Origin of the sequence: Pseudidiomarina aquimaris (assembly GCF_003987395.1) — a bacterium.
GTDB lineage: Bacteria > Pseudomonadota > Gammaproteobacteria > Enterobacterales > Alteromonadaceae > Pseudidiomarina > Pseudidiomarina aquimaris.
In genome coordinates this window covers 103924-127144 of record NZ_PIPT01000002.1, presented here as the reverse complement: position 1 = coordinate 127144, position 23221 = coordinate 103924, and the positions used below count along the sequence as shown (strand labels likewise).

General features: G+C 49.8%; 29 protein-coding genes and 1 other RNA gene. 17 read left to right on the top strand and 13 right to left on the bottom strand.

The window, feature by feature from the left end:
- Positions 1-8 precede the first annotated feature (8 nt).
- From lptB to CWE21_RS03590, 5 genes are read right to left on the bottom strand one after another with little or no spacing between them, the layout of a single operon-like run.
- On the bottom strand, positions 9-734 hold the full coding sequence (gene lptB, locus CWE21_RS03610; RefSeq protein ID WP_126833103.1) for an LPS export ABC transporter ATP-binding protein: 726 nt from the start codon (positions 732-734) through the stop codon (positions 9-11).
- On the bottom strand, positions 715-1275 hold the full coding sequence (gene lptA / locus CWE21_RS03605; RefSeq protein WP_157982723.1) for a lipopolysaccharide transport periplasmic protein LptA: 561 nt from the start codon (positions 1273-1275) through the stop codon (positions 715-717). The genes lptB and lptA overlap by 20 nt, the downstream gene beginning before the upstream one ends.
- Positions 1238-1807 carry an LPS export ABC transporter periplasmic protein LptC gene (gene lptC / locus CWE21_RS03600; RefSeq protein ID WP_126833101.1) on the bottom strand — a complete coding sequence of 190 codons (570 nt, stop codon included), beginning with the start codon at positions 1805-1807 and terminating at the stop codon, positions 1238-1240. Before lptC ends, lptA begins: the two co-directional genes overlap by 38 nt.
- Positions 1804-2364, bottom strand: a complete 561-nt coding sequence (gene kdsC / locus CWE21_RS03595; protein ID WP_126833100.1) for a 3-deoxy-manno-octulosonate-8-phosphatase KdsC — start codon at positions 2362-2364, stop codon at positions 1804-1806. The genes lptC and kdsC overlap by 4 nt, the downstream gene beginning before the upstream one ends.
- Entirely contained in the window at positions 2364-3344 is a 981-nt protein-coding gene (locus CWE21_RS03590; RefSeq protein ID WP_126833099.1) for a KpsF/GutQ family sugar-phosphate isomerase, read from the bottom strand. The genes kdsC and CWE21_RS03590 overlap by 1 nt, the downstream gene beginning before the upstream one ends.
- A 194-nt stretch (positions 3345-3538) precedes the next feature.
- On the opposite strand from CWE21_RS03590, the gene CWE21_RS03585 reads away from it, so the two are divergent.
- From CWE21_RS03585 to murA, 7 genes are read left to right on the top strand one after another with little or no spacing between them, the layout of a single operon-like run.
- The gene (locus tag CWE21_RS03585; RefSeq protein ID WP_126833265.1) at positions 3539-4363 is read left to right on the top strand and encodes an ATP-binding cassette domain-containing protein; all 825 of its coding nucleotides are present in this window, start codon (positions 3539-3541) and stop codon (positions 4361-4363) included.
- Positions 4353-5129, top strand: coding sequence for a lipid asymmetry maintenance ABC transporter permease subunit MlaE (gene mlaE / locus CWE21_RS03580; RefSeq protein ID WP_126833098.1), 777 nt, complete (start codon positions 4353-4355; stop codon positions 5127-5129). Before CWE21_RS03585 ends, mlaE begins: the two co-directional genes overlap by 11 nt.
- A gap of 6 nt (positions 5130-5135) precedes the next feature.
- Positions 5136-5603 (top strand): outer membrane lipid asymmetry maintenance protein MlaD, encoded by a 468-nt coding sequence (gene mlaD, locus CWE21_RS03575; RefSeq protein WP_126833097.1) that lies wholly within the window; start codon positions 5136-5138, stop codon positions 5601-5603.
- Positions 5604-5612: 9 nt separating this feature from the next.
- Positions 5613-6272, top strand: a complete 660-nt coding sequence (locus tag CWE21_RS03570; RefSeq protein WP_126833096.1) for an MlaC/ttg2D family ABC transporter substrate-binding protein — start codon at positions 5613-5615, stop codon at positions 6270-6272.
- Between the two features lies 1 nt (position 6273).
- Positions 6274-6567, top strand: a complete 294-nt coding sequence (locus tag CWE21_RS03565) for an STAS domain-containing protein (RefSeq protein ID WP_126833095.1) — start codon at positions 6274-6276, stop codon at positions 6565-6567.
- 24 nt (positions 6568-6591) lie between these two features.
- On the top strand, positions 6592-6849 hold the full coding sequence (locus CWE21_RS03560) for a BolA family protein (RefSeq protein ID WP_126833094.1): 258 nt from the start codon (positions 6592-6594) through the stop codon (positions 6847-6849).
- Between the two features lie 14 nt (positions 6850-6863).
- Positions 6864-8120: a UDP-N-acetylglucosamine 1-carboxyvinyltransferase gene (gene murA, locus CWE21_RS03555; RefSeq protein WP_126833093.1), complete on the top strand. Its 1257-nt coding sequence runs from the start codon at positions 6864-6866 to the stop codon at positions 8118-8120.
- Here the strand turns inward: murA and CWE21_RS03550 are convergent.
- From CWE21_RS03550 to CWE21_RS03540, 3 genes are all read right to left on the bottom strand, one after another.
- Positions 8117-9169, bottom strand: coding sequence for a trypsin-like peptidase domain-containing protein (locus CWE21_RS03550; RefSeq protein WP_126833092.1), 1053 nt, complete (start codon positions 9167-9169; stop codon positions 8117-8119). The two genes, murA and CWE21_RS03550, sit on opposite strands and share 4 nt — an antisense overlap.
- A gap of 126 nt (positions 9170-9295) precedes the next feature.
- Positions 9296-10645 (bottom strand): DegQ family serine endoprotease, encoded by a 1350-nt coding sequence (locus tag CWE21_RS03545; RefSeq protein WP_126833091.1) that lies wholly within the window; start codon positions 10643-10645, stop codon positions 9296-9298.
- Between the two features lie 95 nt (positions 10646-10740).
- Entirely contained in the window at positions 10741-11178 is a 438-nt protein-coding gene (locus tag CWE21_RS03540) for a Z-ring associated ZapG family protein (RefSeq protein ID WP_126833090.1), read from the bottom strand.
- Between the two features lie 91 nt (positions 11179-11269).
- On the opposite strand from CWE21_RS03540, the gene zapE reads away from it, so the two are divergent.
- From zapE to rpsI, 3 genes are all read left to right on the top strand, one after another.
- Positions 11270-12373, top strand: a complete 1104-nt coding sequence (gene zapE / locus CWE21_RS03535; protein WP_126833264.1) for a cell division protein ZapE — start codon at positions 11270-11272, stop codon at positions 12371-12373.
- 244 nt (positions 12374-12617) lie between these two features.
- Positions 12618-13046: a 50S ribosomal protein L13 gene (rplM, locus tag CWE21_RS03530; protein ID WP_126833089.1), complete on the top strand. Its 429-nt coding sequence runs from the start codon at positions 12618-12620 to the stop codon at positions 13044-13046.
- Between the two features lie 17 nt (positions 13047-13063).
- Complete coding sequence (gene rpsI / locus CWE21_RS03525) at positions 13064-13456, top strand: 30S ribosomal protein S9 (protein ID WP_034731302.1); 393 nt, start codon at positions 13064-13066, stop codon at positions 13454-13456.
- A gap of 73 nt (positions 13457-13529) precedes the next feature.
- Here rpsI and CWE21_RS03520 read toward each other — a convergent pair whose 3' ends face one another.
- Positions 13530-14408, bottom strand: coding sequence for a sterol desaturase family protein (locus CWE21_RS03520; RefSeq protein ID WP_126833088.1), 879 nt, complete (start codon positions 14406-14408; stop codon positions 13530-13532).
- Between the two features lie 286 nt (positions 14409-14694).
- On the opposite strand from CWE21_RS03520, the gene petA reads away from it, so the two are divergent.
- From petA to sspB, 5 genes are read left to right on the top strand one after another with little or no spacing between them, the layout of a single operon-like run.
- Positions 14695-15285: a ubiquinol-cytochrome c reductase iron-sulfur subunit gene (gene petA, locus CWE21_RS03515; protein ID WP_126833087.1), complete on the top strand. Its 591-nt coding sequence runs from the start codon at positions 14695-14697 to the stop codon at positions 15283-15285.
- Complete coding sequence (locus CWE21_RS03510; RefSeq protein WP_420821123.1) at positions 15285-16547, top strand: cytochrome b; 1263 nt, start codon at positions 15285-15287, stop codon at positions 16545-16547. Before petA ends, CWE21_RS03510 begins: the two co-directional genes overlap by 1 nt.
- Positions 16547-17299 carry a cytochrome c1 gene (locus CWE21_RS03505; RefSeq protein ID WP_126833263.1) on the top strand — a complete coding sequence of 251 codons (753 nt, stop codon included), beginning with the start codon at positions 16547-16549 and terminating at the stop codon, positions 17297-17299. Before CWE21_RS03510 ends, CWE21_RS03505 begins: the two co-directional genes overlap by 1 nt.
- Positions 17300-17310: 11 nt before the next feature.
- On the top strand, positions 17311-17940 hold the full coding sequence (sspA, locus tag CWE21_RS03500) for a stringent starvation protein SspA (RefSeq protein WP_126833085.1): 630 nt from the start codon (positions 17311-17313) through the stop codon (positions 17938-17940).
- 14 nt (positions 17941-17954) lie between these two features.
- Positions 17955-18401: a ClpXP protease specificity-enhancing factor gene (gene sspB, locus CWE21_RS03495; RefSeq protein WP_126833262.1), complete on the top strand. Its 447-nt coding sequence runs from the start codon at positions 17955-17957 to the stop codon at positions 18399-18401.
- A gap of 98 nt (positions 18402-18499) precedes the next feature.
- Here the strand turns inward: sspB and dolP are convergent, their stop codons facing one another.
- Genes dolP through CWE21_RS03475 form a run of 4 tightly spaced genes read right to left on the bottom strand, consistent with a single transcriptional unit; the run spans position 18500 to position 21851 of the window.
- Positions 18500-19072 (bottom strand): division/outer membrane stress-associated lipid-binding lipoprotein, encoded by a 573-nt coding sequence (gene dolP / locus CWE21_RS03490; protein ID WP_126833084.1) that lies wholly within the window; start codon positions 19070-19072, stop codon positions 18500-18502.
- On the bottom strand, positions 19069-19641 hold the full coding sequence (locus tag CWE21_RS03485) for an SIS domain-containing protein (protein ID WP_126833083.1): 573 nt from the start codon (positions 19639-19641) through the stop codon (positions 19069-19071). Before CWE21_RS03485 ends, dolP begins: the two co-directional genes overlap by 4 nt.
- 10 nt (positions 19642-19651) lie before the next feature.
- A complete protein-coding gene (locus CWE21_RS03480; protein WP_126833082.1) occupies positions 19652-20002 on the bottom strand; it encodes a YraN family protein in 351 nt (116 codons plus the stop codon).
- 22 nt (positions 20003-20024) lie between these two features.
- On the bottom strand, positions 20025-21851 hold the full coding sequence (locus tag CWE21_RS03475) for a penicillin-binding protein activator (protein ID WP_126833081.1): 1827 nt from the start codon (positions 21849-21851) through the stop codon (positions 20025-20027).
- A gap of 96 nt (positions 21852-21947) precedes the next feature.
- On the opposite strand from CWE21_RS03475, the gene rsmI reads away from it, so the two are divergent.
- Positions 21948-22799, top strand: a complete 852-nt coding sequence (rsmI, locus tag CWE21_RS03470) for a 16S rRNA (cytidine(1402)-2'-O)-methyltransferase (protein WP_126833080.1) — start codon at positions 21948-21950, stop codon at positions 22797-22799.
- A gap of 10 nt (positions 22800-22809) precedes the next feature.
- Positions 22810-23165: RNase P RNA component class A (gene rnpB / locus CWE21_RS03465), an RNA gene on the top strand.
- Positions 23166-23221: the final 56 nt, after the last annotated feature.

Genomic DNA, 23221 nt, shown 5'->3' with positions numbered 1-23221 from the left:
CAACGCGGCTACAGAGTGAATTGGTCGCCTAGGTAGACGTCTTTCACCTGCTGGTTACTTAAAATAGTATGGGCGTCACCCTGCGCAATCAACTCCCCATGGCTGACAATATAAGCATGCTCACAGACAGAGAGGGTTTCGCGGACGTTGTGGTCAGTAATCAGAACACCAATGCCGCGTTGGCGCAGATGTTCGATAATCTTTTTGATATCAATAACGGAAATCGGGTCAACACCGGCAAAGGGTTCGTCGAGCAGAATAAATTGTGGTTCTGCAGCCAGAGCCCGAGCGATCTCGACGCGTCGGCGCTCACCGCCCGAAAGACTCATACCTAAGCTATTGGCGATGTGACCAATGTGGAACTCTTCAAGCAACTCGTCGAGCTTCTCTTCGCGACCATTGCTATCGAGGTCACTGCGGGTTTCTAAAATCGCAAGAATATTGTCGCGTACCGTAAGCTTTCGAAAAATCGAGGACTCTTGCGGCAAATAGCCGATACCTTTGCGCGCACGTTCGTGCATCGGAAGCAATGAGATATCATCGTCATCGAGTAAAATTCGGCCTTTGTCATGATTAACCAACCCGACGATCATATAGAAAGTCGTGGTTTTCCCGGCGCCATTTGGGCCTAACAGACCAATGACCTTGCCGGACTCTACATTCAGGCTGACATCTTTAACGACCTGCCGTTTTTTGTAGGATTTAGCTAGATGTTCAACGGTTAGTTGGCTCATTATCGTTTTCGTTCTTTTTGCTCGGCTGGAAAATAGTAGTTACACGGTCGTTCTCGTCTTCACCGCGCACTGCACGCATTTGTTGGGTGGCAAAGTTATAAACAATTTCATGCCCCTGAATCAGACTGTCGTCTTGGGTAACTTTAACACCACCGGACATAGTAAGAATTTGTGCGCTCTCATCGTAGCGAATCACCTGCGCTTCAGCGCGAATGATACTGCCGTCTTCCAATTCTTGTTGATAGGTCGCAGGGCTTCCTTCAGCGGTGAAGCTGCGAGCGCCAGTACCATCGTCTTCGGCCACTTCTAGGTGGTCGGCAGTAATGCGCAGCGTACCCTGAGTAATGACAGCATTTTCCTCGAATACGGCTATCTTGTTTTGAATATCAAACCAATCACGCTCGGATACGATTTCGATGTTCTGTTGAAAGTCAGCTTTGCCTTGTGCCAGCGCAGTAGGACTCAGCACCACGCCAAATACCAGTGCGGCTAACACGAAAAGCTTAAGGCTGCTGTGTGCGTGTGTAAGTGGTTTGTACATGTTCATTTAATTCCAAAGTTTCAGCATTCAAGTCGGCAATCATACCATTGCCGCGCACTAAAAAGTTACGCCCATAAATCGTCACTGGCTCATCGGTGACCATTGTTTCTGCCAGTGTGTCGATGGTCAGATAGCTGGTTTCGACCCGTTCCAAGTAGTCACTGTTGGTCATATGCGTGATGATAATATCGCGCTCTAGCACCAAGGTCTTGTCATCATAAAACGAGCCCTGTTCCGCCACTACTTGCCACTCGCTTTGGTTCTGCGCCATACGGACTTGGTATTGCGGTGCCATTAGCTCAGTTAAGCCAATTGGACTGTAATGGGTCATTTTGGTTGCGTTGATACGATGAATGAGTTCACCCTCGGCATTGTAAACCCGAGTGCGCAGACCCTCAGCAATGAAGTCCGGTGGCACTTCACGGAATTGCGCATCATCGGACTCGCCCTCAGGGCTGTCAAACGGTCGCCAAATGAGCAACGCTCCGAGTATAAATAAAATCGCGAGAATCCAAGACAGTTGTCGGTTCATAGACTCACTCCGCCTTGCAGCTGCAGGTGTCCTTGACTGAGCAAAATCAAATCGCTGAGTTCACGCACAGCGCCGAATCCACCGCGCATGCTGGTCACGTAGTCCGCCTGCTGTTGTACCCATGGGTGCGCGTCTTGCGGAGCGACACCGAGTCCAGCGCGTTGGATCATGACGACATCAGGCACGTCGTCGCCGATGCTGGCAATGGCATGATCCTCAAGTTGATATTTTTCAGCAAGTTGTTGGTATACCTTGAGCTTTTCGGTGGTGCCTTGAAAAATATCCTTCACCCCCAATGCTTGCATGCGCTGTTCGACAATAGTTGAGCTACGCCCCGTGACCACGGCAACTTGCACGCCATTGTTAATAAGCGCCTTGACGCCAAAGCCGTCGCGGGTATGAAAAGCTTTAAGCTCTTCGCCAGCATTACCGAGGTAGATGCGACCGTCGGAGAAGACCCCATCGACGTCGCAAATCACCAGTTTAATGTCTTGTAAACTAGCAAAAAGTGACTCGCTAATCTCGCCATACCATGTGCTTACTGTCGGCTGTGCCATTACACCACCCCTGCTTTCAATAAGTCGTGCATATTGAGTGCGCCGCGCACCTTGCCATCAGAGTCAACGGCAAACAGACCGTTTATCTTCCGATCCTCCATAAGCTTCAGTCCCTCGGCTGCAAGGACATCGGCACTAATCGTGATCGGGTTGCGAGTCATGACCTGCTGGATTTCCGCTTGGTGGACATCGACGCGTTGATCCAGGATACGGCGCAAGTCGCCATCGGTAAATACGCCGATTAGGCGTTGCTCGGCATCGACAACTCCGGTCATGCCTAAGCCTTTGCGCGACATTTCGAGTAACGCTTCACTCAGCGTCGCTTGTTCGGTCACCAGTGGGATCCGCTCGCCACTGTGCATGACATCGTGAATGTGCAGTAATAGGCGGCGGCCCAGACTCCCACCAGGGTGGGACATCGCAAAGTCGTCAGCGGTGAAGCCTCGTGCATGCAATAGCGCCACAGCTAAAGCATCGCCCATAGCAAGTGTAGCAGTGGTTGACGACGTCGGTGCTAAACCCAACGGGCAGGCCTCTTGTTCTACGGCAATACAAATATGCACATCGGCCAGTTCAGCCAGAGTCGACTGTGGGTTGCCCGTCATACTGATTAGATGTGCGCCACGACGCTTGATCAGCGGAGCAATGCTTAACACTTCACCGGTTTCCCCCGAGTTCGAAATGGCGAGCACTACATCGTCAGCTGTGATCATCCCGAGGTCGCCGTGACTGGCTTCACCTGGGTGTACGAAAAATGCTGGGGTCCCGGTAGAGGCTAGTGTTGCCGCAATCTTACCGCCAATATGACCGGATTTTCCCATGCCGATGACAATGACGCGGCCTTTGCAGCCCAGCAAATATTCGCAGGCCTTGGTAAAGGTGTCGTCTAAGAAGCGCTTCAAATCACTAATTGAACGCGCCTCAATATCAAGAACCGTCGCTGCGAGTGAAGTAAAAGTGTCAGTTTTTGCAGCTGTCATGCTTAACCCTATGTCGCCTATCAAGTAGCAATAGTACAATCATAACCGATCGATTCTGCAAATGCAGACGTAAAACTGCTATCAGCAAACGATTTGTCACAAATTTTACCCCTAGCAGCTAGGGAAACCCCTCGTTTTCAGGTAAACTAGGCGGTAGGAAACGGAAGGAAGAACCTGCTATGTCAAGCGCTCAGATGGATGACCTGATTGTCATTGAAAGTCTGGACTTTGCGCACAGTTATGGTGCGCATCAGGTCTACAAGGACCTGAGTTTACGGATCCCGCGTGGCAAGATTACCGCCATCATGGGCCCTAGTGGTATCGGTAAAACAACCTTATTGCGGCTCATGGGTGGTCAATTAAAACCGCAGCGCGGCACGATTGAGTTTGAAGGTCACAACATTCCAGCGCTCTCACGTAGCGACTTATATGAGCAACGTAAACGCATGAGCATGCTGTTCCAAAGCGGCGCGTTGTTCACCGACATGTCAGTCTATGAAAATATTGCATTCCCGCTGCGTGAACACAGCAAGTTGAGTGAAGAGATCATCGAAACCATCGTGCTGATGAAGCTCGAAGCGGTTGGCTTGCGCGGCGCACGACATTTGATGCCTGCGGAGCTCTCTGGTGGTATGGCGCGTCGAGCCGCATTGGCTCGAGCTATTGCGTTAGACCCAGACCTCATCATGTACGACGAGCCTTTTGCCGGACAAGACCCTATTTCTATGGGCGTGATCGTCAAACTGATTAAGTCGTTAAATAACTCGTTGGGATTAACCAGTGTTGTGGTCACTCATGACGTGGCGGAAGTACTGACAATTGCAGACAAAGTAGTGATTATTGCTGACAAGAAAGTGGTCGCTGAAGGTACGCCGGAAGAGTTGAAGCAGTCTAAGGAGCCGCTGGTGCATCAATTTTTATCCGGTGAAGCGGATGGGCCAGTACCTTTCCATTACCGTGCACCGAGTCTAGCCGAAGAAATTCTGGGTACGGCGCAAGGAGGCGAACATGCTAAATAAAGTCGCTGGGCTCGGTAAGAACGTTCTGGATAGTATTGCTGGCGCTGGGCAAGCCATGGTGATGCTGCTACGTGCGTTAGTAGGTAAGCCACAGTTGCGTAAGTCTTGGCCATTGTTAATGCAACAAATGTATTCGGTTGGCGTGCTTTCGCTAGTGATTATTGTTGTAAGTGGCTTGTTTATCGGCATGGTGTTGGGCTTGCAGGGTTACACCATATTAGTCGATTTCGGCGCCGAACAAAGCTTGGGGCCGATGGTGGCTTTGTCGTTACTGCGTGAATTAGGCCCAGTGGTTACCGCGTTGTTATTTGCTGGGCGCGCAGGTTCAGCACTGACCGCAGAAATCGGTCTGATGAAAGCAACCGAACAATTATCAAGTTTGGAAATGATGGCTGTTGATCCATTGCGCCGCGTGATTTCACCGCGTTTCTGGGCAGGATTTTACAGTATGCCTTTGTTGGCCATGATCTTTTCAGCCGTTGGTATTTATGGCGGGTACTTGGTCGGGGTACGTTGGTTAGGCGTCGACGATGGGGCTTTTTGGTCCGTCATGCAAGCGAATGTCGAGTGGGGACAGGACATCCTTAACGGCATTATTAAAAGTTTGGTCTTTGCCTTCGTGGTGACCTGGATAGCGCTGCACAAAGGCTATCACTGCGTGCCTACCTCAGTAGGTATCAGTCGCGCAACGACGTCAACCGTGGTTACCGCGTCATTGGCAGTTCTCGGTCTAGATTTTGTTCTCACTGCACTTATGTTTGGATAAATAGTTATGGAATCAAGAAATACGCAGTTAGCAGTCGGTTTTTTTGTCATTATTGGCGTGTTGGCATTGCTCTTTTTAGGCTTGCGCGCGGCGAATACTAATTTCTACAGCAATGGCGAGACATATAAATTATATGCAAAGTTCGACAACATTGGTGGCCTGAAAGAACGCTCTCCGGTTAAAGTGGGTGGCGTTTTGGTTGGGCGAGTGAGCAAGATCACCCTAGATGGTGATTATTATGAGCCGCTCGTCGAGATGACAATTAGTCAGGATTATAATGAATTTTCGAGCTCTTCATCGGTCTCAATACTAACTTCTGGCTTATTGGGCGAGCAGTATATTGGTCTGAGCCCTGGATTTATTGATGACACCGTTGAAATGCTAGAAAACGGTGATTATATCCACGATACGAAGTCAGCTTTGGTACTCGAGGATCTGATTGGTCAGTTTTTATTTAGCCAAGGCAATGATTAAGGAGTTTTGATGAAAACTTTATCAGCATTGATGTTGACAGCGTTGTTAGTGGTCACCGGAATTGCGCAAGCGAATTCCGATGTGGTGCGCGATGAAAATCCTTATGCGTTACTTGAACGCGTGGCAAATAAGACCGCCGAGCGTATCGCTAATGAACGCTCTAAAATTAATGAAGACCTCGACTACTTGCGTGAAATCATTCGTGAAGAGTTGATGCCATATGTAGATTCGACTTATGCGGCCAAGCGTGTTCTAGGTCGTAACCTAAAAGACACCACCGCTGAGCAGCGTCAGCAATTCTATGCAGTGTTTCGTGAGTATTTGATTGCGACTTACGGCCGTGCTTTCACGCAATACGATGAAAACAAACATGACTTCCAGTTTGAGCGTGTACGCGAATTGGGTCCAGAAGATCGCATGGTGGAAGTGAACACGCGCCTGATTGAAGAAGGTCGTCCGCCGATCCGTCTTGATTTCAAACTTCGCTATGACAACGACGAACGCTTGTGGAAAGCCTATGATTTGGTGGTTGAGGGTGTTAGCTTGCTGAACAGTAAAGCTGCTGAAATTTCTTCGGTCATTCGCAGTCGTGGTATCGACGGTACTATCGAACTGTTGCGTGAGAAGTCACAGGAACCCATTCAGCCGTATCAAGAAGGGCAAAGCTAGCATGGCAGCGTTTTCTTGGCAGCATAATGACGGTAAGCTGGTCTTTAGTGGCGAGCTTACCCGTGAGACAGTGCCGCAGGCATGGCTCGAGCGCGACCAATGGTATGAAGATAAAAAGCAAATCGAAGTGGATTTAGCTGGGCTCGAACATGTTGATTCTGCTGGTGTGGCCATGTTGCTGCAATTAAAAAAACACTTATTACAGCAGCAATGTGAACTAACCATCGTGCAACCGAGTCAACAATTTAGAGCGATTGTCGACGTGAGTGGCGCGACTGAGCTCTTAGCCATTTAAGACACGAAAAAAAGACAGAGATTCATGACTTCAGACGATATACAACAACGCTTGCAAGACGCCCTTGAGCTAGATGACTTGCTCATCAAGCTCGATGGCAGTCACGCGAGTATAACAGCCGTCAGCGAAATTTTTGCCGACATGAGCCGCGTAAAAAAACAGCAAACGGTTTATGCACCGCTTAAAGATCTCATTGCGAGTGGCGAGTTGCATGCCGTTTCTATCAAAACCTATACCCCTACTGAGTGGCAACGCGAGAAAAAACTCGCAATGTTGAGTTAAAGAGAGTTCGCGTTATGCAAAAATTCGTAATTACGGGTGGCCAAGCGTTGCACGGTGATGTCGTCATTTCTGGCGCTAAAAACGCCGCCCTTCCTATTCTAATGGCGAGTCTTCTTGCCACTGATGACGTCGAAATTAACAACGTCCCTGCGTTGCAAGATGTCCGTACATCACTCAAGTTGCTGGCTGATCTCGGTGTCGGGAACACCCAACGCGATGCAAACAGTTATGTGATTCATCCGCAGGAACTGAGTCATCACATTGCCAGTTATGATCTGGTTAAGACTATGCGCGCATCAATTTTGGTTTTAGGCCCTTTGTTAGCGCGGCACGGTAAAGCACAGGTGTCGTTGCCAGGTGGCTGCGCCATTGGCGCGCGACCGGTTAACTTGCACATCGAAGGCTTACGCAAAATGGGTGCACACATTACCGTTGAGAATGGCTATATCAATGCGGAAGTAGCAGGGCGTTTGCGCGGTGCACAAATTTTGCTTGATACCGTTAGCGTAACCGGGACCGAGAACTTGATGATGGCCGCGACCCTTGCCGATGGTGTTACCACCATTGAAAATGCGGCGCGTGAACCAGAAGTTGTCGATCTTGCTAATTTCTTGAATGCACTCGGGGCGGACATTCGTAATGCCGGCTCGGACACCATCGAAATCCATGGTGTCGAAAAGTTGCATGGTGGAAGCTACTCAGTGCAGCCCGACCGGATTGAAACCGGTACCTTTCTGGTGGCTGCGCTGGTAACAGGTGGCGACGTTACCTGTAAAAACACTGACCCTAAAATGATTGATGCGGTGATGAAAAAGCTAACTGAAGCGGGTGCAAAAATCACCAAAGGTGAGGACTGGATCCGTCTAGAGGCTCCGCAACGACCACAGCCAGTGAATGTGATCACGGCGCCTCACCCAGCGTTCCCTACCGACATGCAAGCGCAGTTCTGTGCGCTGAACGCCATTGCTGATGGCTCTGGCTGGGTGCGTGAGACTATTTTTGAAAACCGCTTTATGCATGTGCCGGAACTACAACGTATGGGCGCACAAATCGAGCTTGAAGGAAATACGGCGATTTGCAAAGGCGTCGCTGAACTCGCCGGAGCACAAGTAATGTGTACCGACCTACGCGCCTCCGCATCACTCGTTATTGCCGGCTTGGTGGCCAAGGGCCAAACCACGGTCGAGCGTATCTATCACATCGACCGCGGCTATGAAGGTATCGAGAAAAAGTTAACTGCGCTTGGCGCAAAAATTGAGCGACATAATTAATAGCGCAGTTTACTAATGGTTACCGTGGTCGTGAGTTCCTCATTGCCACGGATAAACCGCACCTGTAGTTCCGTTCCCGGCTTGGTATTGGATATCAGCGCTAACCCCTCTTGCGAAGAAGCAATCGGCTCACCGGCAATTTCAATAATGTAATCTTCTGCACGCAGCCCCGCGCGCTCGGCAGGACTATTGGGGTCAACACCGGTAACAAGGATGCCGGGCTGTTGTTGGGTCTGCGGACGGTCACCCGTGTTCACACCAAGGTAGCCACGCACGACTTCACCTTCTTCGATGAGTTTAGTCATGACTTCGTGGGCCAGTGCATAAGGCACCGCAAAGTAGATACCTTCAACGCCTTGCCCAGCAGGCCCGCGAAACTGCGCGTTGTTAATGCCAACTAGATAGCCCTCGCTATTCACCAAAGCACCACCTGAAGCACCTTCATTAATGACTGCATCCATCTGCAATAGGTCGGCATGACTGTTGATAACGCCCATGCGGCCACCCGTTGCACTGATAATACCTTGGGTGATGGTTTGCCCAAGATTCAGCGGGTTACCAATCGCGAGCACCACATCGCCGACATTTGAGCGTAGCTTTTGGTCTTGCGGAATCACCGGTAAATTATCGAGCTCAATGCGCAGTACCGCAAGGTCGGTGATAGGGTCGCTGCCAATCACTTGTGCGCTGGTTTGTCGGCCATCTTGCAATGCCACCTGAATACTACTGACATTCCCCACCACGTGCGCGGCGGTCAGCACGTGGCCAACATTATCCATGATGATGCCGGAGCCTAAGCGCAATACGGTGTTTGGTCGACGATTGTAATAAGAACCGCGAACTTCGGCGAGGCTATAGATATTTACTACAGCAGGCGCCGCGCGATTGACCGCTTTGGCGAAACTCATGGGCTGCTCTGGCGCCGTTCGCTCAGCCTGCCAATCACTAATGTAAGGTTGGGCCCAAATGACGACAGCAGCAACAACAAGCCCAAGCGCGATAGAGCGCAAGAGATAACTAAGCCAGTTACTTGAAGAGCGTTGCTGCATATCTGGATTCCATTTGAATTATTGTAATAAACAAAAGCATACCACTTCTGCAAAAAAGAAGGCAGCCTTTAAAGACTGCCTTATAAATGTGCGCTGTGATTTTATGCCTGTTTTACTTTAGTGGGGTTAACTACCACGTAAAACAAGGTACAAAGAAGAATTACCGCGGCGTATATTGAGTGCCACCACGCCGTCAGCGTTATCCAAGGCGCTGCGTAGTTCGCTTACGGTATTGACCGGCTGGCGGTTTACAGCGCTGATAATGTCGTCCTTGCGCAGGCCATAACGGGCAGCCATGGAGCCTTCTTCAAGCTCGGTAATGGTAATGCCACCGCCTTCGTTTGGAGCAAGTGTTGCGCCTTGCAGAGCTGGATGAAGTTGCTCCGCTGCAACTGCGGTTTCCTCAGCAGAGAGAGTGACCTCAAACGTGCGTTCATCGCCATCACGCAACACAGTGACATCGAAAGGTTTACCCACACCTAGGGTTTTGACGCGTGCACTCAAGTCAGCAAAGCTGCGAATCTTTTCACCATTCACGGCAATTATGACATCGCCCGACTGCATGCCAGCTTCAGCAGCGGCACTATCTGGTACAACTTCAGCTATGAATGCGCCTTGGTTTGCATCTAAATTAAGCGCTTTGGCGATGTCGGCAGTTAAATCATTGCCGCGTACGCCTAAGACGCCACGACGGACTTCGCCGAACTCAATGAGCTGCTGAACCAGCGCTTCCATCATGTCGGACGGAATCGCGAAGCCAATGCCAATGTTGCCGCCATTGGGTCCTAAAATAGCCGTGTTGATACCAATCAACTTGCCATCGAGCGTTACCAGTGCGCCACCGGAGTTACCGCTGTTAATGGCGGCATCGGTTTGAATAAAGTTTTCAATCTCCTCAATACCCAAGCCGCTGCGGCCAAGGGCGCTAACAATCCCAGAGGTCACGGTTTGGCCGAGGCCAAAAGGGTTACCAATGGCAACAACGAAGTCACCCACGCGTAGATCAGCAGAGCTGCCGATTTCGATTTCGGTAAGGTCTTTGCCATCTTTGATTTTCAATAAAGCGATGTCAGAGTTAGCGTCAGTACCAATCACTTCAGCATCAAACTGCTCACCATCTTTAAGCGTGACAAGAATTTCGCTGGCGCCATCGATGACGTGATTGTTGGTAACGACATAACCGTTGTCGGCATCAATAATGACCCCAGAGCCAAGCCCACGAAACGGTCGTTCTTGAACCTGTTCGCGGGGGCCGTTAGGGCCAAAAAAGAAACGGAACATATCGGGGATACGCTGCCGTACCTCGCGGCTACCTTTCACCGAGATGTTGACGACAGCAGGGGTCACTTCTTCCAGCATCGGCGCCAGGGTCGGCGTCTCATCTTTATTGCTGAAAAAAGGGATATTGGCCTGAGCGCTCCCGCCAAGGGTTAACAGGCCAGTAAGTGCTAGAACTGCAATGAACTTTGTTCTCATAGGGTACAGACTCCTTCAATCAACACTTTCATGCTCAGCAGCATGTGTGCAAGTAAAGACCTACCCTATGGAGATAAGTTCAGCTCAAGAATGTTTCAAGATGTTTTTTCTTTCGAGCTAGAAAAAATTCCGCTTTTTTTATCCGAATAGTCGCGCGGAGGCGCTTCTGCCGTTTCTTTTTTCGCTTGCGAGCTATCTTTTTGCAGCTGACTGGCCATGCGCAGTTGGCGCATGGTGTCTTCGGCAAAAAACGGCAAGCTTGGTTGCGTTTGTTCCTGTTGCAGAATCTCTGAACTGTGGCTTAGATAAGCTTTGAGCTTCTCTTGCGTTTCTTCAAGCTGCTCAACCAACGCGCTCGCCGTCGCAAAATGTTCAGCAACTTCCTGTTGATAGGCGGCCAGTTGCTCGCGGCTTTGCTGCACTTGTTCATTTAAACGCGCCTCATCAGAGTGCTCCTTGAGCCAGTAGCGAGCCACAAAGAAACCGACCACAGCTCCTGCCAACACCAAAAGAATGCCAATGATTGCACTCATAAAAACTCCTTAACAACGCGCTTCACATGATAAACTAGTTCCCCATAGCATAATCCAGAATAGGGTCGAAGTGGTAGTGACAACGCAAAACATCACCCCATTGAGCAAATATGAAGCGGACATCGCCTCCGGTGGATTCACTGAAGATGCAGCGCAACGGCGTGCTGTTGAGGCATTGCAGCGCTTGTATGAAGACATGCTGCGGTTTCGCCAGCAGCAAAGTGGTGGCCTACTGAACACGTTAAAAAGCTGGCTTGGTAAGACACCCCAAGCACCGCAGGGAATCTACTTCTGGGGCGGCGTTGGCCGCGGCAAAACCTATTTGGTCGATACGTTTTTCGACACCTTACCATTCGAGCAAAAATTACGCGTACACTTTCATCGCTTTATGCATAGGGTGCATAAAGAATTGAAAGAACTCAAAGGTAAAAGTGACCCGTTACCGATCATCGCCGACAAACTTGCGAGTGAAGCGCAAATTGTCTGCTTTGACGAATTCTTTGTGCAGGACATCACCGATGCGATGATCTTGGGCACGCTAATGCAGGAATTGTTCAAGCGCAACGTGGTCTTGGTCGCAACCTCTAATATTGTGCCGGATGATTTGTATAAAAATGGTCTGCAGCGCGCGCGCTTCTTGCCTGCCATAGAGCTCATTAAAAAGCATTGTGAAGTCATTAACGTCGACAGTGGCATCGATTATCGCCTTCGTACGCTTACCAAAGCCGAAATTTATCACTCGCCGTTAGATGCGGATGCTGATAAGAATCTACAACGCTACTTTACCGAGTTGGCGCCTGATCATTGCAGTCGCAACACTGACGGTACCATTCGTATCAATGGCCGCGACATTACCGTGCGCAAAGAGTGTGACGACGTTGTCCTATTTGATTTTGATGCTATTTGCGGTGGGCCGCGTTCGCAAAATGACTATATTGAGCTTGCCCAGCTATACCACGCGGTGCTCATAAGCAACGTACCGCAACTTGGCGGTAACAACGATGACGCCGCGCGGCGCTTCTTGGCGCTCGTTGATGAATTTTACGAGCGCCGCGTGAAGTTGATCTTGTCAGCCGAGGTGCCGCTAGAGGAAATCTACACCGACGGTAAGTTAAAGTTTGAGTATCAGCGTTGTATCTCGCGCTTACAAGAGATGCAAAGCCAAGAATACCTAGCACTAGAGCACAAACCGTAAAACCTAAAAGCGTTCTTCGCTATTTGCTGTTCGCTGTTCGTTTAAACAAAAAGCGAGCAAAGCGAGCGTGCGAACAGCGAATAGCAAACATCGTCGTTGATCTTTTAAGCGGTTTTCCCTATAATCCGCGCAGCCCACGTTACAGGTACAACTAACCAGTGTGTGGCAACGCCACAACGGTTGTTGTGGTTCGCGGGGAAGCCCGGAACTACTGTCGTGAACCTTTAATAAAGAGTAAGTTTCAATGAGTACATTTGTTGCAAAACCAGAAACTGTACAACGTGACTGGTATGTTATTGACGCTGAGGGTAAAACTTTAGGTCGTCTGGCGACTGAAGTAGCCCGTCGCCTACGTGGTAAGCATAAGCCTGAGTACACTCCTCACGTTGATACTGGTGATTACATCATCATCGTTAACGCTGAGAAAGTAGCCGTAACTGGCCGTAAAGCTCAGGACAAGATGTATTATTCACACTCTGGGTATCCAGGTGGTATCAAGGAAATCAACTTCGAGAAGTTGATCGCCAAGAAACCAGAAATGGTCATTCAGAAAGCGGTGAAAGGTATGTTACCTCGTGGTCCATTAGGTCGTGCCATGTTCCGTAAACTGAAAGTATATGCAGGCACTGAGCACAACCATGTTGCTCAACAGCCTAAACAACTTGAAATTTAAGACGGAGCATTAAGACAATGGCAGAGAATCAATACTACGGTACTGGTCGTCGCAAAAGCTCAACTGCACGCGTTTTCTTGCGTCCAGGCAGCGGCAACATCAGCATCAATAACCGCACTTTAGAAGAATACTTCGGTCGTGAAACGGCACAAATGGTTGTTCGTCAGCCACTTGAGCTTGTTGACATGGTTGAGAAATTCGATTTGTACATCACCGTTAAAGGTGGTGGTTCAAGTGGTCAAGCTGGCGCAGTGCGTCACGGTATCACTCGTGCACTTATGCAATACGACGAAGCTCTACGTGGCGACTTACGTCGTGCTGGTTACGTTACTCGTGACGCACGTCAAGTTGAACGTAAGAAAGTTGGCTTGCACAAAGCTCGTAAGCGTCCACAGTTCTCAAAACGTTAATTGCAAATTACCGTTTACGAAACTGTACGTTTCAGCAAAATCAAAAACCCGGCCATTGTGCCGGGTTTTTTGTCTACGTATTCTCGTTCAAGGAGTCGGAAGCAGGTTGCGCAGACTTCTTCGCAGTATCTGTTCGCTTATAGGAAGATGGTCGGAATGGATAAGTGAGCTGGTAAGTAAATGAACGGCCGGATACGTTTCGACTGCCAAGTGCTTCTTCGCATACCCCTGGCACATAATAAGTACCAAACCACTGGTCAAACACCGAGAAAATAGATGCGAAATTAGCATTATATGCTCTCTTTACCTGTGCGTGGTGCCAACGATGCATCGCTGGAGAAACGAAAATACGACCAAGAATTCCATAATCCCATGGTAGATTTGCATGAACCCAAAAACCGTAATAGTGTCGCACAGTGTTATTCACAAATAGCATTAATGGAGGTAAGCCAATCAATGCTAATAGTGTACTGTCGACAAAAAAGGTCGTCATGCGATTGAACGGGTGAAATCTCTCTAAAGTCAGCCACGTCATCTGTGTGTCAGAGTGATGCATTGCGTGAGAAGGCCAAAAGAAACGGCTATGCTCGAATCTGTGGCGCCAGTAGCCAATGAAGTCGCCGATGAACAGCGTAATCGGGATCAAAAGCCAGTTTGGAAACATACCCCAAAATGGGGTCGCAAAGTTGAGTCCAATCTCATCCGTAAAGTTCGGTAGAGCAGGAGCCAAAACTGCAATCCAAAGCGGAATCACCAAAAGGTTGAACCCCATGGCTTGCAAGTTCAAAAGTGACTCAGGAAGCACTGACTTGATGTAGGTTAACGTTTCGCGTTTTCTTATTAAAAGAGTAAAGAGCAGGAAGAGTACCAGCAAAACCGCTAAAACCGTCAGGTTCGAACGAAACAGATTCCAGCTTTGTGTAAGATTTCGCTCAAAAAAAGAGATGTCCATTTAGATTTACCATGACCTTATATGTCGTGCCCAAGAGGCTTCTCCCTATACTTTCCTGAATCCTAGTATATAAATGCTAACAAGGACAACATGGTTTGTTTATCAGGCTAGACATTTATTCGCTTTTTTGTCTTTGTCCTTGTAAAAATCAGGGTATTTCTTTATCATCTGAAAGCATTTTTTTGCCGATTGTCTGTGCGTAAAAGTACAAACAATCCTAACGCAGCAGCTAATTACTGACTTTGCGGCAATGTCCCGTAAAGCGTCCAAACTGGAGAGTAAGTGGATGAGCAATGCGCCTGTAGATAAAGGCCGCCGTCGTTTTCTGACTGTCGCAACCTCTGTGGTTGGTGCAGCAGGCGCGGTGGGTGTTGCCGTTCCTTTCATTGCGTCATGGAACCCGAGTGCGAAAGCGAAGAACGCGGGTGCGCCAGTGGAAGTGAACATCGGAAAAGCCGAACCGGGTCAAATGATTCGTGTGGAATGGCGTGGTCAGCCTGTTTGGGTTGTGCGTCGTACTCCAGAAATGCTGAACAGCCTTGATGGTTTAGCAGATCAATTACGTGACCCTAATTCAGAAGAACCTCAACAGCCTCCATATGCGGCAAACTTGTATCGTTCGCGCAAAGAAGAATACTTTGTAGCGGTCGGTATTTGTACGCACTTAGGTTGTTCACCGCAGTATCTTGAAGATTCTTTCGGTGAGCAAGTTGAAGGGATCAGCGCAGGTTTCTTCTGTCCGTGTCATGGTTCTAAGTTTGACATCGCTGGTCGCGTCTTCTCGGGCGTACCTGCGCCGTACAATTTGGTGGTGCCACCGCATTACTACATTGACGACACCACTATTTTGGTGGGTGAAGACGGGGAGCAAGCCTGATGAAAAAATTAATCGCATGGTTTGACGAACGCATTCCGATGACCAAAACGTGGAATATCCACCTCGCGCAATATCCAGCTCCAAAAAACTTTAACTTCTGGTACCTGTTTGGTGTGCTTGCCATGCTGGTTCTGGTTAATCAGATCCTGACCGGTATTTGGTTGACCATGAACTATGTACCGTCAGCGGAAGGCGCATTTGCCTCTGTTGAATACATCATGCGTGATATCGACTACGGTTGGTTACTGCGCTATATGCACTCCACCGGCGCGTCAGCGTTCTTCGTGGTGGTCTATTTGCATATGTTCCGTGGCATGATGTACGGCTCTTACCAGAAGCCGCGCGAACTCCTCTGGGTGTTCGGTATGCTTATCTTCCTGGTGTTGATGGCTGAAGCCTTTATGGGCTACTTGCTACCATGGGGGCAGATGTCGTACTGGGGTGCTCAGGTTATTATCTCCCTGTTCGGTGCGATTCCAATTATCGGTGATGATTTGACGCTCTGGATTCGCGGTGACTATGTTATTTCGGGCGCGACACTGAATCGTTTCTTTGCCTTGCACGTGATTGCATTGCCATTGGTCCTTGTGATCTTGGTGTTCTTGCACATTATCGCGCTGCATGAAGTAGGGTCGAATAACCCTGAAGGTATCAGCATCAAGAAGCCAAAAGGCTCGGTACCTGAAGAAGAGAAGCCAAAGTTCAAGTTCCATGAGCGCTTTACTAACAAGTACGATATCGTCGATGCGTTCCCATTCTTCCCATACTATGTGGTGAAAGATTTGGTGGGCATTGGTATTTTCTTATTCTTGTTCTGCTACGTGATCTTCTTTGCCCCAGCAATGGGCGGGCTCTTCCTTGAGCCACCTAACTTTGAGCCGGCAAACCCGTTGAAGACACCTCAGCACATTGCTCCGGTTTGGTACTTCACTCCGTTCTACGCGATTTTGCGTGCGGTTCCAGACAAGCTGCTTGGTGTTATTTTGATGTTCGGTGCGATCGTGGCATTGTTCTTGTTGCCTTGGATTGACCGTGGCAAAGTTCGCTCGATTCGTTATCGCTGTGGCTTCCATAAAGTTAACCTGACACTGTTTGTCATTAGCTTTATTGCTCTTGGTTACTTAGGTCTGAAACCAGCAACAGAAGTCTATACCTTCTTTGCCCGGGTCTTCACCTTCTTGTACTTCGCCTTCTTCGTCTTGCTGTTCTTCTACAGCAAAAACGAAAACACGAAGCCAGTTCCAGAGAGGATTACTAAGTGATGAAACAGTTTCTGAAAACGACTCTACTGGTAGCCGCTACGCTATGGTCAGTTGCAGGTCTTGCAGCTGGCCCAACGGTACCGCTTGATGAAGCCAAAGTGGATCTGCACGACAAAGCCTCTTTGCAACGTGGTGCGCAGTTGTTTATGAACTACTGCCTCGGCTGTCATTCGATGGAGTACCAACGTTATAACCGCACGTTTAACGATTTGGGTATTCCAGAAGACCTTGGCGAAGCGAACTTGCAGTTCACTGGCGAGAAAGTGGGTGATTTGATTACGAATGCGATGCCAACGGAAGCAGCAGGCGCTTGGTTTGGTACTGCAGCACCTGATTTGACGCTGGTAGCTCGCGTGCGTGGCGCAGATTGGATTTATACCTATCTACGTTCTTTCTATGTCGATGAATCACGTCCTTTTGGCGTGAACAATACTGTGTTCCCTAACGTGGGAATGCCGCATGTCTTGCAAGAGCTGCAAGGTGTGCCGCGTAAAACTACTGAGGAGCGCATGATTGACGGCGAAATGCAGGATGTTTACGTAGGCATCAAAACCGACGGCAGCGGTATGCTGAGCGAATCTGAATACGACCAAGCGATGTTGGACTTAACCAACTTCTTAGTTTACACCGGCGAGCCGATGCTGTTAGAACAGCGTCAGCTAGGCTGGAAAGTATTCGGTTTCTTATTAGTCTTTACTATTTTGGCGTGGTTACTCAAGCGCGAATTCTTTAGAGACGTGAAAGAGAAATGATGGAGAAAGACATGTCGGTTGCGGCAAATAAGCGGTCAGTGATGACCTTGTATTCGGGACGCAATGACTTGCGTAGTCATCAAGCCCGAATCGTACTAGCAGAGAAAGGCGTAAGTGTTGAAATCACTTACGTCGACAGCGACCAAATGCCTGAGGACTTGTTACAGTTAAATCCTTATCCGGATGCGCTGCCAACCTTAGTCGACCGTGAGCTTGTTCTCTACAATGCCCATATCATCATGGAATACCTTGATGAGCGTTTCCCGCATCCGCCATTGATGCCGGTGTATCCGGTTGCTCGCGGAACCAGTCGTTTAATGATGTACCGCATCGAACGCGACTGGTTCAGCTTAGCTGACGCCATTGAGAAAGGTGGTAAAGGTGTCGAGGCTGCACGTCAGGAACTTCGTGAAGGAATTCTTGCACTTGCGCCAATCTTTGCCGATACCCCGTACTTCATGAGCGAAGAGTTTACGCTGGTAGACTGCTACTTGGCACCGTTATTGTGGCGTTTACCGAGCTACGGTATTAGTTTAGAAGGCGCTGCTGCGAAGCCGATTAAGGCTTACATGCTGCGTGTATTCGAGCGTGACTCGTTCCAAGAATCACTCACCGACATCGAGCGAGATCTTGGCCGGTGAGTGAGTTGACCGCAATGACCGCACGCCGTCCGTACATGTTACGGGCGGTGTACGAGTGGCTCGTCGATAACCAACTAACGCCTCACCTAGTTGTCGATGCAGAACAACCGGGCTGCCAAGTGCCGTTTGAGTTTGTGAAAGACGGCCAGATTGTGTTGAATATCGCTCCGTCTGCTGTAGGTAACTTGCAGCTTGCGAATGACCGCGTCGAATTCAATGCGCGGTTTTCCGGTAAACCTCACCGTGTTTACGTGCCTATGATTGCAGTGGTAGCGCTCTACGCACGTGAAAATGGTGCAGGCACTATCTTCGAAGAAGAGCCACAATTGCAAGATGCGCCTGAGAGTGATGCGCAAGCGCCACAGCAGGGACCGTCAGAAGTGATTGATGGGGCGCAAGACGACACGAAACCTTCGAAGCCAAGCAAGGGCAAACGCCCAACCCTCAAAGTTATAAAATAAGACCCGTTGTTTGCTGTTCGCTATTCGCACGCTAACTTGCGTTTGCTTTTTGTTTTAAACAAACAACAAACAGCAAACAGCTAACAACGCCTTTCGATTTATCTTATTTCAAATGCGTCGATGACGCGTTCTACGCCATTGGTATTGCGCGCAACCTCTACCGCTTGGCGGGCCATAGCGCGGTCGACCAAGCCCATCAAAAAGACCTCACTATTTTCGGTTACGACCTTAATTTTTGCGGCATCAATGGCTTCGTCAGTGACGTATTTGGCTTTGATTTTACTGGTGAGCCAGCTGTCGTTGCTTTTTGTCTTAAAGCTGATGACTTCGCCGATACGGATTTCATTGTGCACACGTTGTACGCCTGATGTGTCACGGGCAATACGCGCCGCAAGATCCGCCAGGCCATGGTTTTGCGCTTGGCCCATCAGCAGCACTGAACGGTTGAAAGAAACGACTTGAATGCGACTATTGGCGAGACGCTCTTCGCCTTTGAGGGAACTGATAACCTTGATCTCAATTGCTTGGTCATCAACTTGGGTCCCAACGGTGCGCGAATCGGTGGCAGACGAAATGCCTACCGCCGCCGCCCCGACAACTGCTGCAGCGCAGCCGCTCAAGGTTAACAGCGCAGCTATCGCTAGCGAGCCAAGTTTTAAATGGGTGCTCATGCGTCATCCTCCTGCGGAAAGATTTGTTGTTCGGCAAGGCTGCACAACATATTGACCAGTTGCAGTAAGTGTTCACTTACTCGAGCAGCGTTACGTGATGGGATACGGATTTCGACATCATCGGGCCCGAGTAGGCCGGCAACATCTTGGTCAGCATCATTGGTCAAAGCTACAATTAACATGCCGCGGCTCAGGGCCGCTTCCATGGCGCGGCTCACTCGTGGCGCTTGTGCTCCTGCACTGAGAACCACTAATAAGTCGTTAGGCTGACCGACTGCTGAGATCTGTTGGGCGAAGATAGCTTGATGCTCATTGGCACCAAAGTCGGCGTGTAGTGCATTTACAGGAAACGGAGGGCGGTCAAACTGCAAGCCTGTCAGCATGATATGGGAAAAATGCCGTGCGCTTGCGTGAGCCATGCTTTCGCCACAACAATAGACTTTTTGACCACGTAATAGCGAATCCACAAGAAGTTCGCCGGCGCGCAATAACGGCTCTTGCAATAGGTCCGCTGAGGCAATCTGGGTTTGAATGCATTCGGTGAAAATAGCCTTGACCGGTTCTTCCATAAATCCTCATTTAAAAAGCATCAGGCAACCAGTGCAATTGCTCAGGTTGCTCACAAATAGCGACGACATCAAAACGGACATAGGTCCGATGCTCGTCGAGTTTGTGCGATAGTAAATAAAATTGTGCGCAGCGTCTAATGCGTTGACACTGGGCTGCAGTAATTTGTTCGACCACCGTGGCAAAATCTTCGTTCTTACGATATTTGACCTCAACAAACACCCAATGTTCGCCATCACGCATAATGATATCAATTTCACCTAAATCGCAACTGAAGTTACGCTCGACTAGGCTTAATTGGCAAGTCTCAAGATAAGCAACAGCTTGGTCTTCACCTGCGTTGCCAGTAGCTTTAGGTAACATCCTTGTTCCCTCTCTACATCGTTTAACGGGCTTGCTTGGGCTCCGTTACAGGTTTTACTTGGTGGCCGTCGTAATGAGCCCAGCCAAGTTCACGTTGCACTTGGTTGTCGTCCCAACGTAAGTTGCCCGTGAGTCCTTGTAACTGCCGCCCAGGTAAGCTCTTAAGTTGCTGCTGGTGTTGCGTCAGCAGCAATGCGTCATGGCCGAATGCCGCTAACCGCGCGAGGTCATAGTTCCAATGCGAGCGTTGCTGCAAAATGCGTTGCAAACGTGGGTAACTGGGGTGCTCCGGCAATAACCAGGGGAGTTCGGTGAAACGGACTTTATCCAGATCGTTCTCACTCAGTGCGTCGCGACGAATATGGCTCGCAGATGTCGCATAGACAGGAATTGGCGACATAAATGGTGAAATATTGACGTCTATGAAAGGCTTTAAAAGTCGCGTTTGTTCGATGCCGCCAGTTAAAAAGATGGCGTCAATATCGGCTCGACTGCGTGCTTCAGCGTCGACCAAAATCTTACCCGCGGTAATCTTTACTTGCCAAATACGCGCTTCACTGTCGGTAACGCCGAGCTTCTCTTGTACAATCGCTTTCATATCGTCGGGGGTGCGATACAGACCACTTTCAACATTACCGGTGGGGACCGCCTGCAAGAATGCCCGGCGGAAGCTGTCAATCGCTTGTTTACCACGGTTACTGTCTGCAGCCAAAACAAGCGGTCGATTATACCCTCGGGTAGCAAAGGTTTTCGCCACTTGCTGATACTCTGTTTCTGGCTCTAGCGCAAACGAGAGTGTTGGTGGTACTGCAAACTGCTCTAGAGAGTTAAGCGCAACCCACTTCACCTCGCCAAGCGCGGCGGCATTAACCTTCGCCAAGTTGTCTTTCAACAATGGCCCCATCAAGGTTGTTGCTTGTGTACGTTGCAGGTCTTCGGACAGTGCACTGAAGTCATAGCCGTTGCTGTCGCGCACAAGAATTTCGAAATCATTTTGTCCTTCAAGCGCGAGCACGATACCGTCAAGCACGGCCTGACCTTGGTCAGCGTATTGACCACTTAACGGTAGCAACACCATAGCGCGCTGTGCCTCTGGCCGTTGCAGATTCTCACGTAACTGCGCAGCGACCGCAGCAGCCGGGTGATCACCGTAACGGAGTTGCCACCCTTGCAATGCCGAACTGTCACTACCTTCGACTTGTGTATGTGCAGCGCGAAGTAGAGCAAGCCAGCCTTTTGCTAACTCACTCGCTGCGCTGAGCTCTTGCGGGTTCGGTGCATATTTTAAATAAGACCAAGGTGAACTTTCTGTGCTTGTGTCGGCAGCCAATAAGTCGAGCTGCAATTGCGCCGCTTGCTGGAACTGCCCCAACTGCCAGGCAAGATCTCGGGATAAAGCGAGTGCAGCGAAGCGCTCCTGCTGTGCCAGCTTATCCTGTATTGGCGTGAGCTGGGCTTGTGCCGCTTTATATTCACCTTGACTGGCGAGCCAGCGCGCTTGCGCAAACGTGAAACGACGTTGTTGACTTGGTCCCAGTTGCATTGCATAAGCAGCAATTTCACTGAGTAAGGTTGCGCTGGTCTGCCATTGGTTCGAGTCTTGCAGCATGAGTGCTTCATCGAGCAGAAACGCAATCTGCGCTGACTTTGTAGGTATTTCGCGGACCTCAGCGAGCAGCTGAGCAACCGTTCGCGCAGAGCTTTTTACTTCGGTTTGGCTAACGCCTTCGGGCTGCTGTTCATTCTGCTCTACCGTTGACGGCGGCTGTTTATTCGGCGCAGCACAGGCTGCTAACATGCAAACAAGCATGCAGGCAGTTAACTTCTTTGGCACAATAGCAAGGTTCACCAGTTACACTCGTTTCGCTAGGTTGAACATGCTCATACTATAAACCTAGGGTCGCACCGACACAACGCAACGGGCCAAATCTTACAAGGGGTTAACATGTCGCAGATAGCATCGGGTACTTTATACATCGTGCCAACACCGATCGGTAACCTCGGCGATTTGTCGCCACGTGCACAACAAGTTTTAGCTGAGGTAGCGGCGATAGCTGCCGAAGACACCCGCCATAGCCGTAAATTATTGCAGCAGTTTGCCATCAATAATGAGGTTTTTGCCCTGCATGAGCATAACGAGCGTGAACGAGCGCAGGCAGTTATCACAAGACTGCAGGCAGGCGATTCACTGGCATTAATTAGCGATGCCGGCACCCCGTTGATAAGCGATCCGGGTTATGTATTGGTGCAGCAATGCCGTGAACAAGGGTTGCGCGTTGTTGCCTTACCTGGCCCTTGCGCGATTACCACCGCATTGTCAGGCGCTGGCCTACCCACCGATCGTTTTACCTTTGAAGGCTTTTTGCCGGCCAAACCACAACAACGTCGGAAGGCTTTAGCGGATCTCGTAGCCGAACCGCGAACGCTGGTTTTTTATGAGTCACCACACCGTATTGTCGCCACCTTACAAGATCTCGAAGAGGTCTTTGGTACAGAGCGAAAAATGGTGCTTGCACGAGAGTTGACCAAGCAGTTCGAAACCTACTTGAGTGGTTCGATTGCGGAAGTTGCGGCACAAGTCAACGCGGACGCCAACCAGCAACGCGGAGAATTTGTACTGATGCTAAGTGGCGCACCTGCAACAGAGCAGCAAGCTGATGTGCAAACCGGTTTGCGCACCTTGCAATTATTGCGCGCGCACATGCCTCTAAAAAAAGCGGCTGCCTGCGCAGCTGAAATTCATGGCCTGCGCAAAAATCAGCTGTACCAACTAGCGCTCGAGCACGATAACACGTAGAATGCGCCGCAGAGTTAGCCAGACAATCGCTGCCCATGTTCGCATGGGGGGAGGAAAGTCCGGGCTCCATAGGGCAGAGTGCCAGATAACGTCTGGGCGGCGTGAGCCGACGACTAGTGCAACAGAGAGCAAACCGCCGATGGCCTGCTTGCAGGATCAGGTAAGGGTGAAAGGGTGCGGTAAGAGCGCACCGCACGGCTGGTAACAGTTCGTGGCACGGTAAACTCCACTCGGAGCAAGGTCAAATAGGGGTTCTTTGGCGCGGCCCGCGTTGAACCCGGGTAGACTGCTTGAACACTGAAGTGATTCAGTGGCTAGACGAATGATTGTCCACGACAGAACCCGGCTTACCGGCTAACTCGCCGATTATGCTCCTGACAGAAGGCAATAAAGGTCTCTAAGCGCATGCTGTGGCCGTAATA

Bases quoted from the DNA above. Each gene is read 5' to 3' on its own strand.
- lptB (WP_126833103.1), bottom strand. From the start codon at position 734: ATGAGCCAACTAACCGTTGAACATCTAGCTAAATCCTACAAAAAACGG.
- lptA (WP_157982723.1), bottom strand. From the start codon at position 1,275: ATGTACAAACCACTTACACACGCACACAGCAGCCTTAAGCTTTTCGTG.
- lptC (WP_126833101.1), bottom strand. From the start codon at position 1,807: ATGAACCGACAACTGTCTTGGATTCTCGCGATTTTATTTATACTCGGA.
- kdsC (WP_126833100.1), bottom strand. From the start codon at position 2,364: ATGGCACAGCCGACAGTAAGCACATGGTATGGCGAGATTAGCGAGTCA.
- CWE21_RS03590 (WP_126833099.1), bottom strand. From the start codon at position 3,344: ATGACAGCTGCAAAAACTGACACTTTTACTTCACTCGCAGCGACGGTT.
- CWE21_RS03585 (WP_126833265.1), top strand. From the start codon at position 3,539: ATGGATGACCTGATTGTCATTGAAAGTCTGGACTTTGCGCACAGTTAT.
- mlaE (WP_126833098.1), top strand. From the start codon at position 4,353: ATGCTAAATAAAGTCGCTGGGCTCGGTAAGAACGTTCTGGATAGTATT.
- mlaD (WP_126833097.1), top strand. From the start codon at position 5,136: ATGGAATCAAGAAATACGCAGTTAGCAGTCGGTTTTTTTGTCATTATT.
- CWE21_RS03570 (WP_126833096.1), top strand. From the start codon at position 5,613: ATGAAAACTTTATCAGCATTGATGTTGACAGCGTTGTTAGTGGTCACC.
- CWE21_RS03565 (WP_126833095.1), top strand. From the start codon at position 6,274: ATGGCAGCGTTTTCTTGGCAGCATAATGACGGTAAGCTGGTCTTTAGT.
- CWE21_RS03560 (WP_126833094.1), top strand. From the start codon at position 6,592: ATGACTTCAGACGATATACAACAACGCTTGCAAGACGCCCTTGAGCTA.
- murA (WP_126833093.1), top strand. From the start codon at position 6,864: ATGCAAAAATTCGTAATTACGGGTGGCCAAGCGTTGCACGGTGATGTC.
- CWE21_RS03550 (WP_126833092.1), bottom strand. From the start codon at position 9,169: ATGCAGCAACGCTCTTCAAGTAACTGGCTTAGTTATCTCTTGCGCTCT.
- CWE21_RS03545 (WP_126833091.1), bottom strand. From the start codon at position 10,645: ATGAGAACAAAGTTCATTGCAGTTCTAGCACTTACTGGCCTGTTAACC.
- CWE21_RS03540 (WP_126833090.1), bottom strand. From the start codon at position 11,178: ATGAGTGCAATCATTGGCATTCTTTTGGTGTTGGCAGGAGCTGTGGTC.
- rplM (WP_126833089.1), top strand. From the start codon at position 12,618: ATGAGTACATTTGTTGCAAAACCAGAAACTGTACAACGTGACTGGTAT.
- rpsI (WP_034731302.1), top strand. From the start codon at position 13,064: ATGGCAGAGAATCAATACTACGGTACTGGTCGTCGCAAAAGCTCAACT.
- CWE21_RS03520 (WP_126833088.1), bottom strand. From the start codon at position 14,408: ATGGACATCTCTTTTTTTGAGCGAAATCTTACACAAAGCTGGAATCTG.
- petA (WP_126833087.1), top strand. From the start codon at position 14,695: ATGAGCAATGCGCCTGTAGATAAAGGCCGCCGTCGTTTTCTGACTGTC.
- CWE21_RS03510 (WP_420821123.1), top strand. From the start codon at position 15,285: ATGAAAAAATTAATCGCATGGTTTGACGAACGCATTCCGATGACCAAA.
- CWE21_RS03505 (WP_126833263.1), top strand. From the start codon at position 16,547: ATGAAACAGTTTCTGAAAACGACTCTACTGGTAGCCGCTACGCTATGG.
- sspA (WP_126833085.1), top strand. From the start codon at position 17,311: ATGTCGGTTGCGGCAAATAAGCGGTCAGTGATGACCTTGTATTCGGGA.
- sspB (WP_126833262.1), top strand. From the start codon at position 17,955: ATGACCGCACGCCGTCCGTACATGTTACGGGCGGTGTACGAGTGGCTC.
- dolP (WP_126833084.1), bottom strand. From the start codon at position 19,072: ATGAGCACCCATTTAAAACTTGGCTCGCTAGCGATAGCTGCGCTGTTA.
- CWE21_RS03485 (WP_126833083.1), bottom strand. From the start codon at position 19,641: ATGGAAGAACCGGTCAAGGCTATTTTCACCGAATGCATTCAAACCCAG.
- CWE21_RS03480 (WP_126833082.1), bottom strand. From the start codon at position 20,002: ATGTTACCTAAAGCTACTGGCAACGCAGGTGAAGACCAAGCTGTTGCT.
- rsmI (WP_126833080.1), top strand. From the start codon at position 21,948: ATGTCGCAGATAGCATCGGGTACTTTATACATCGTGCCAACACCGATC.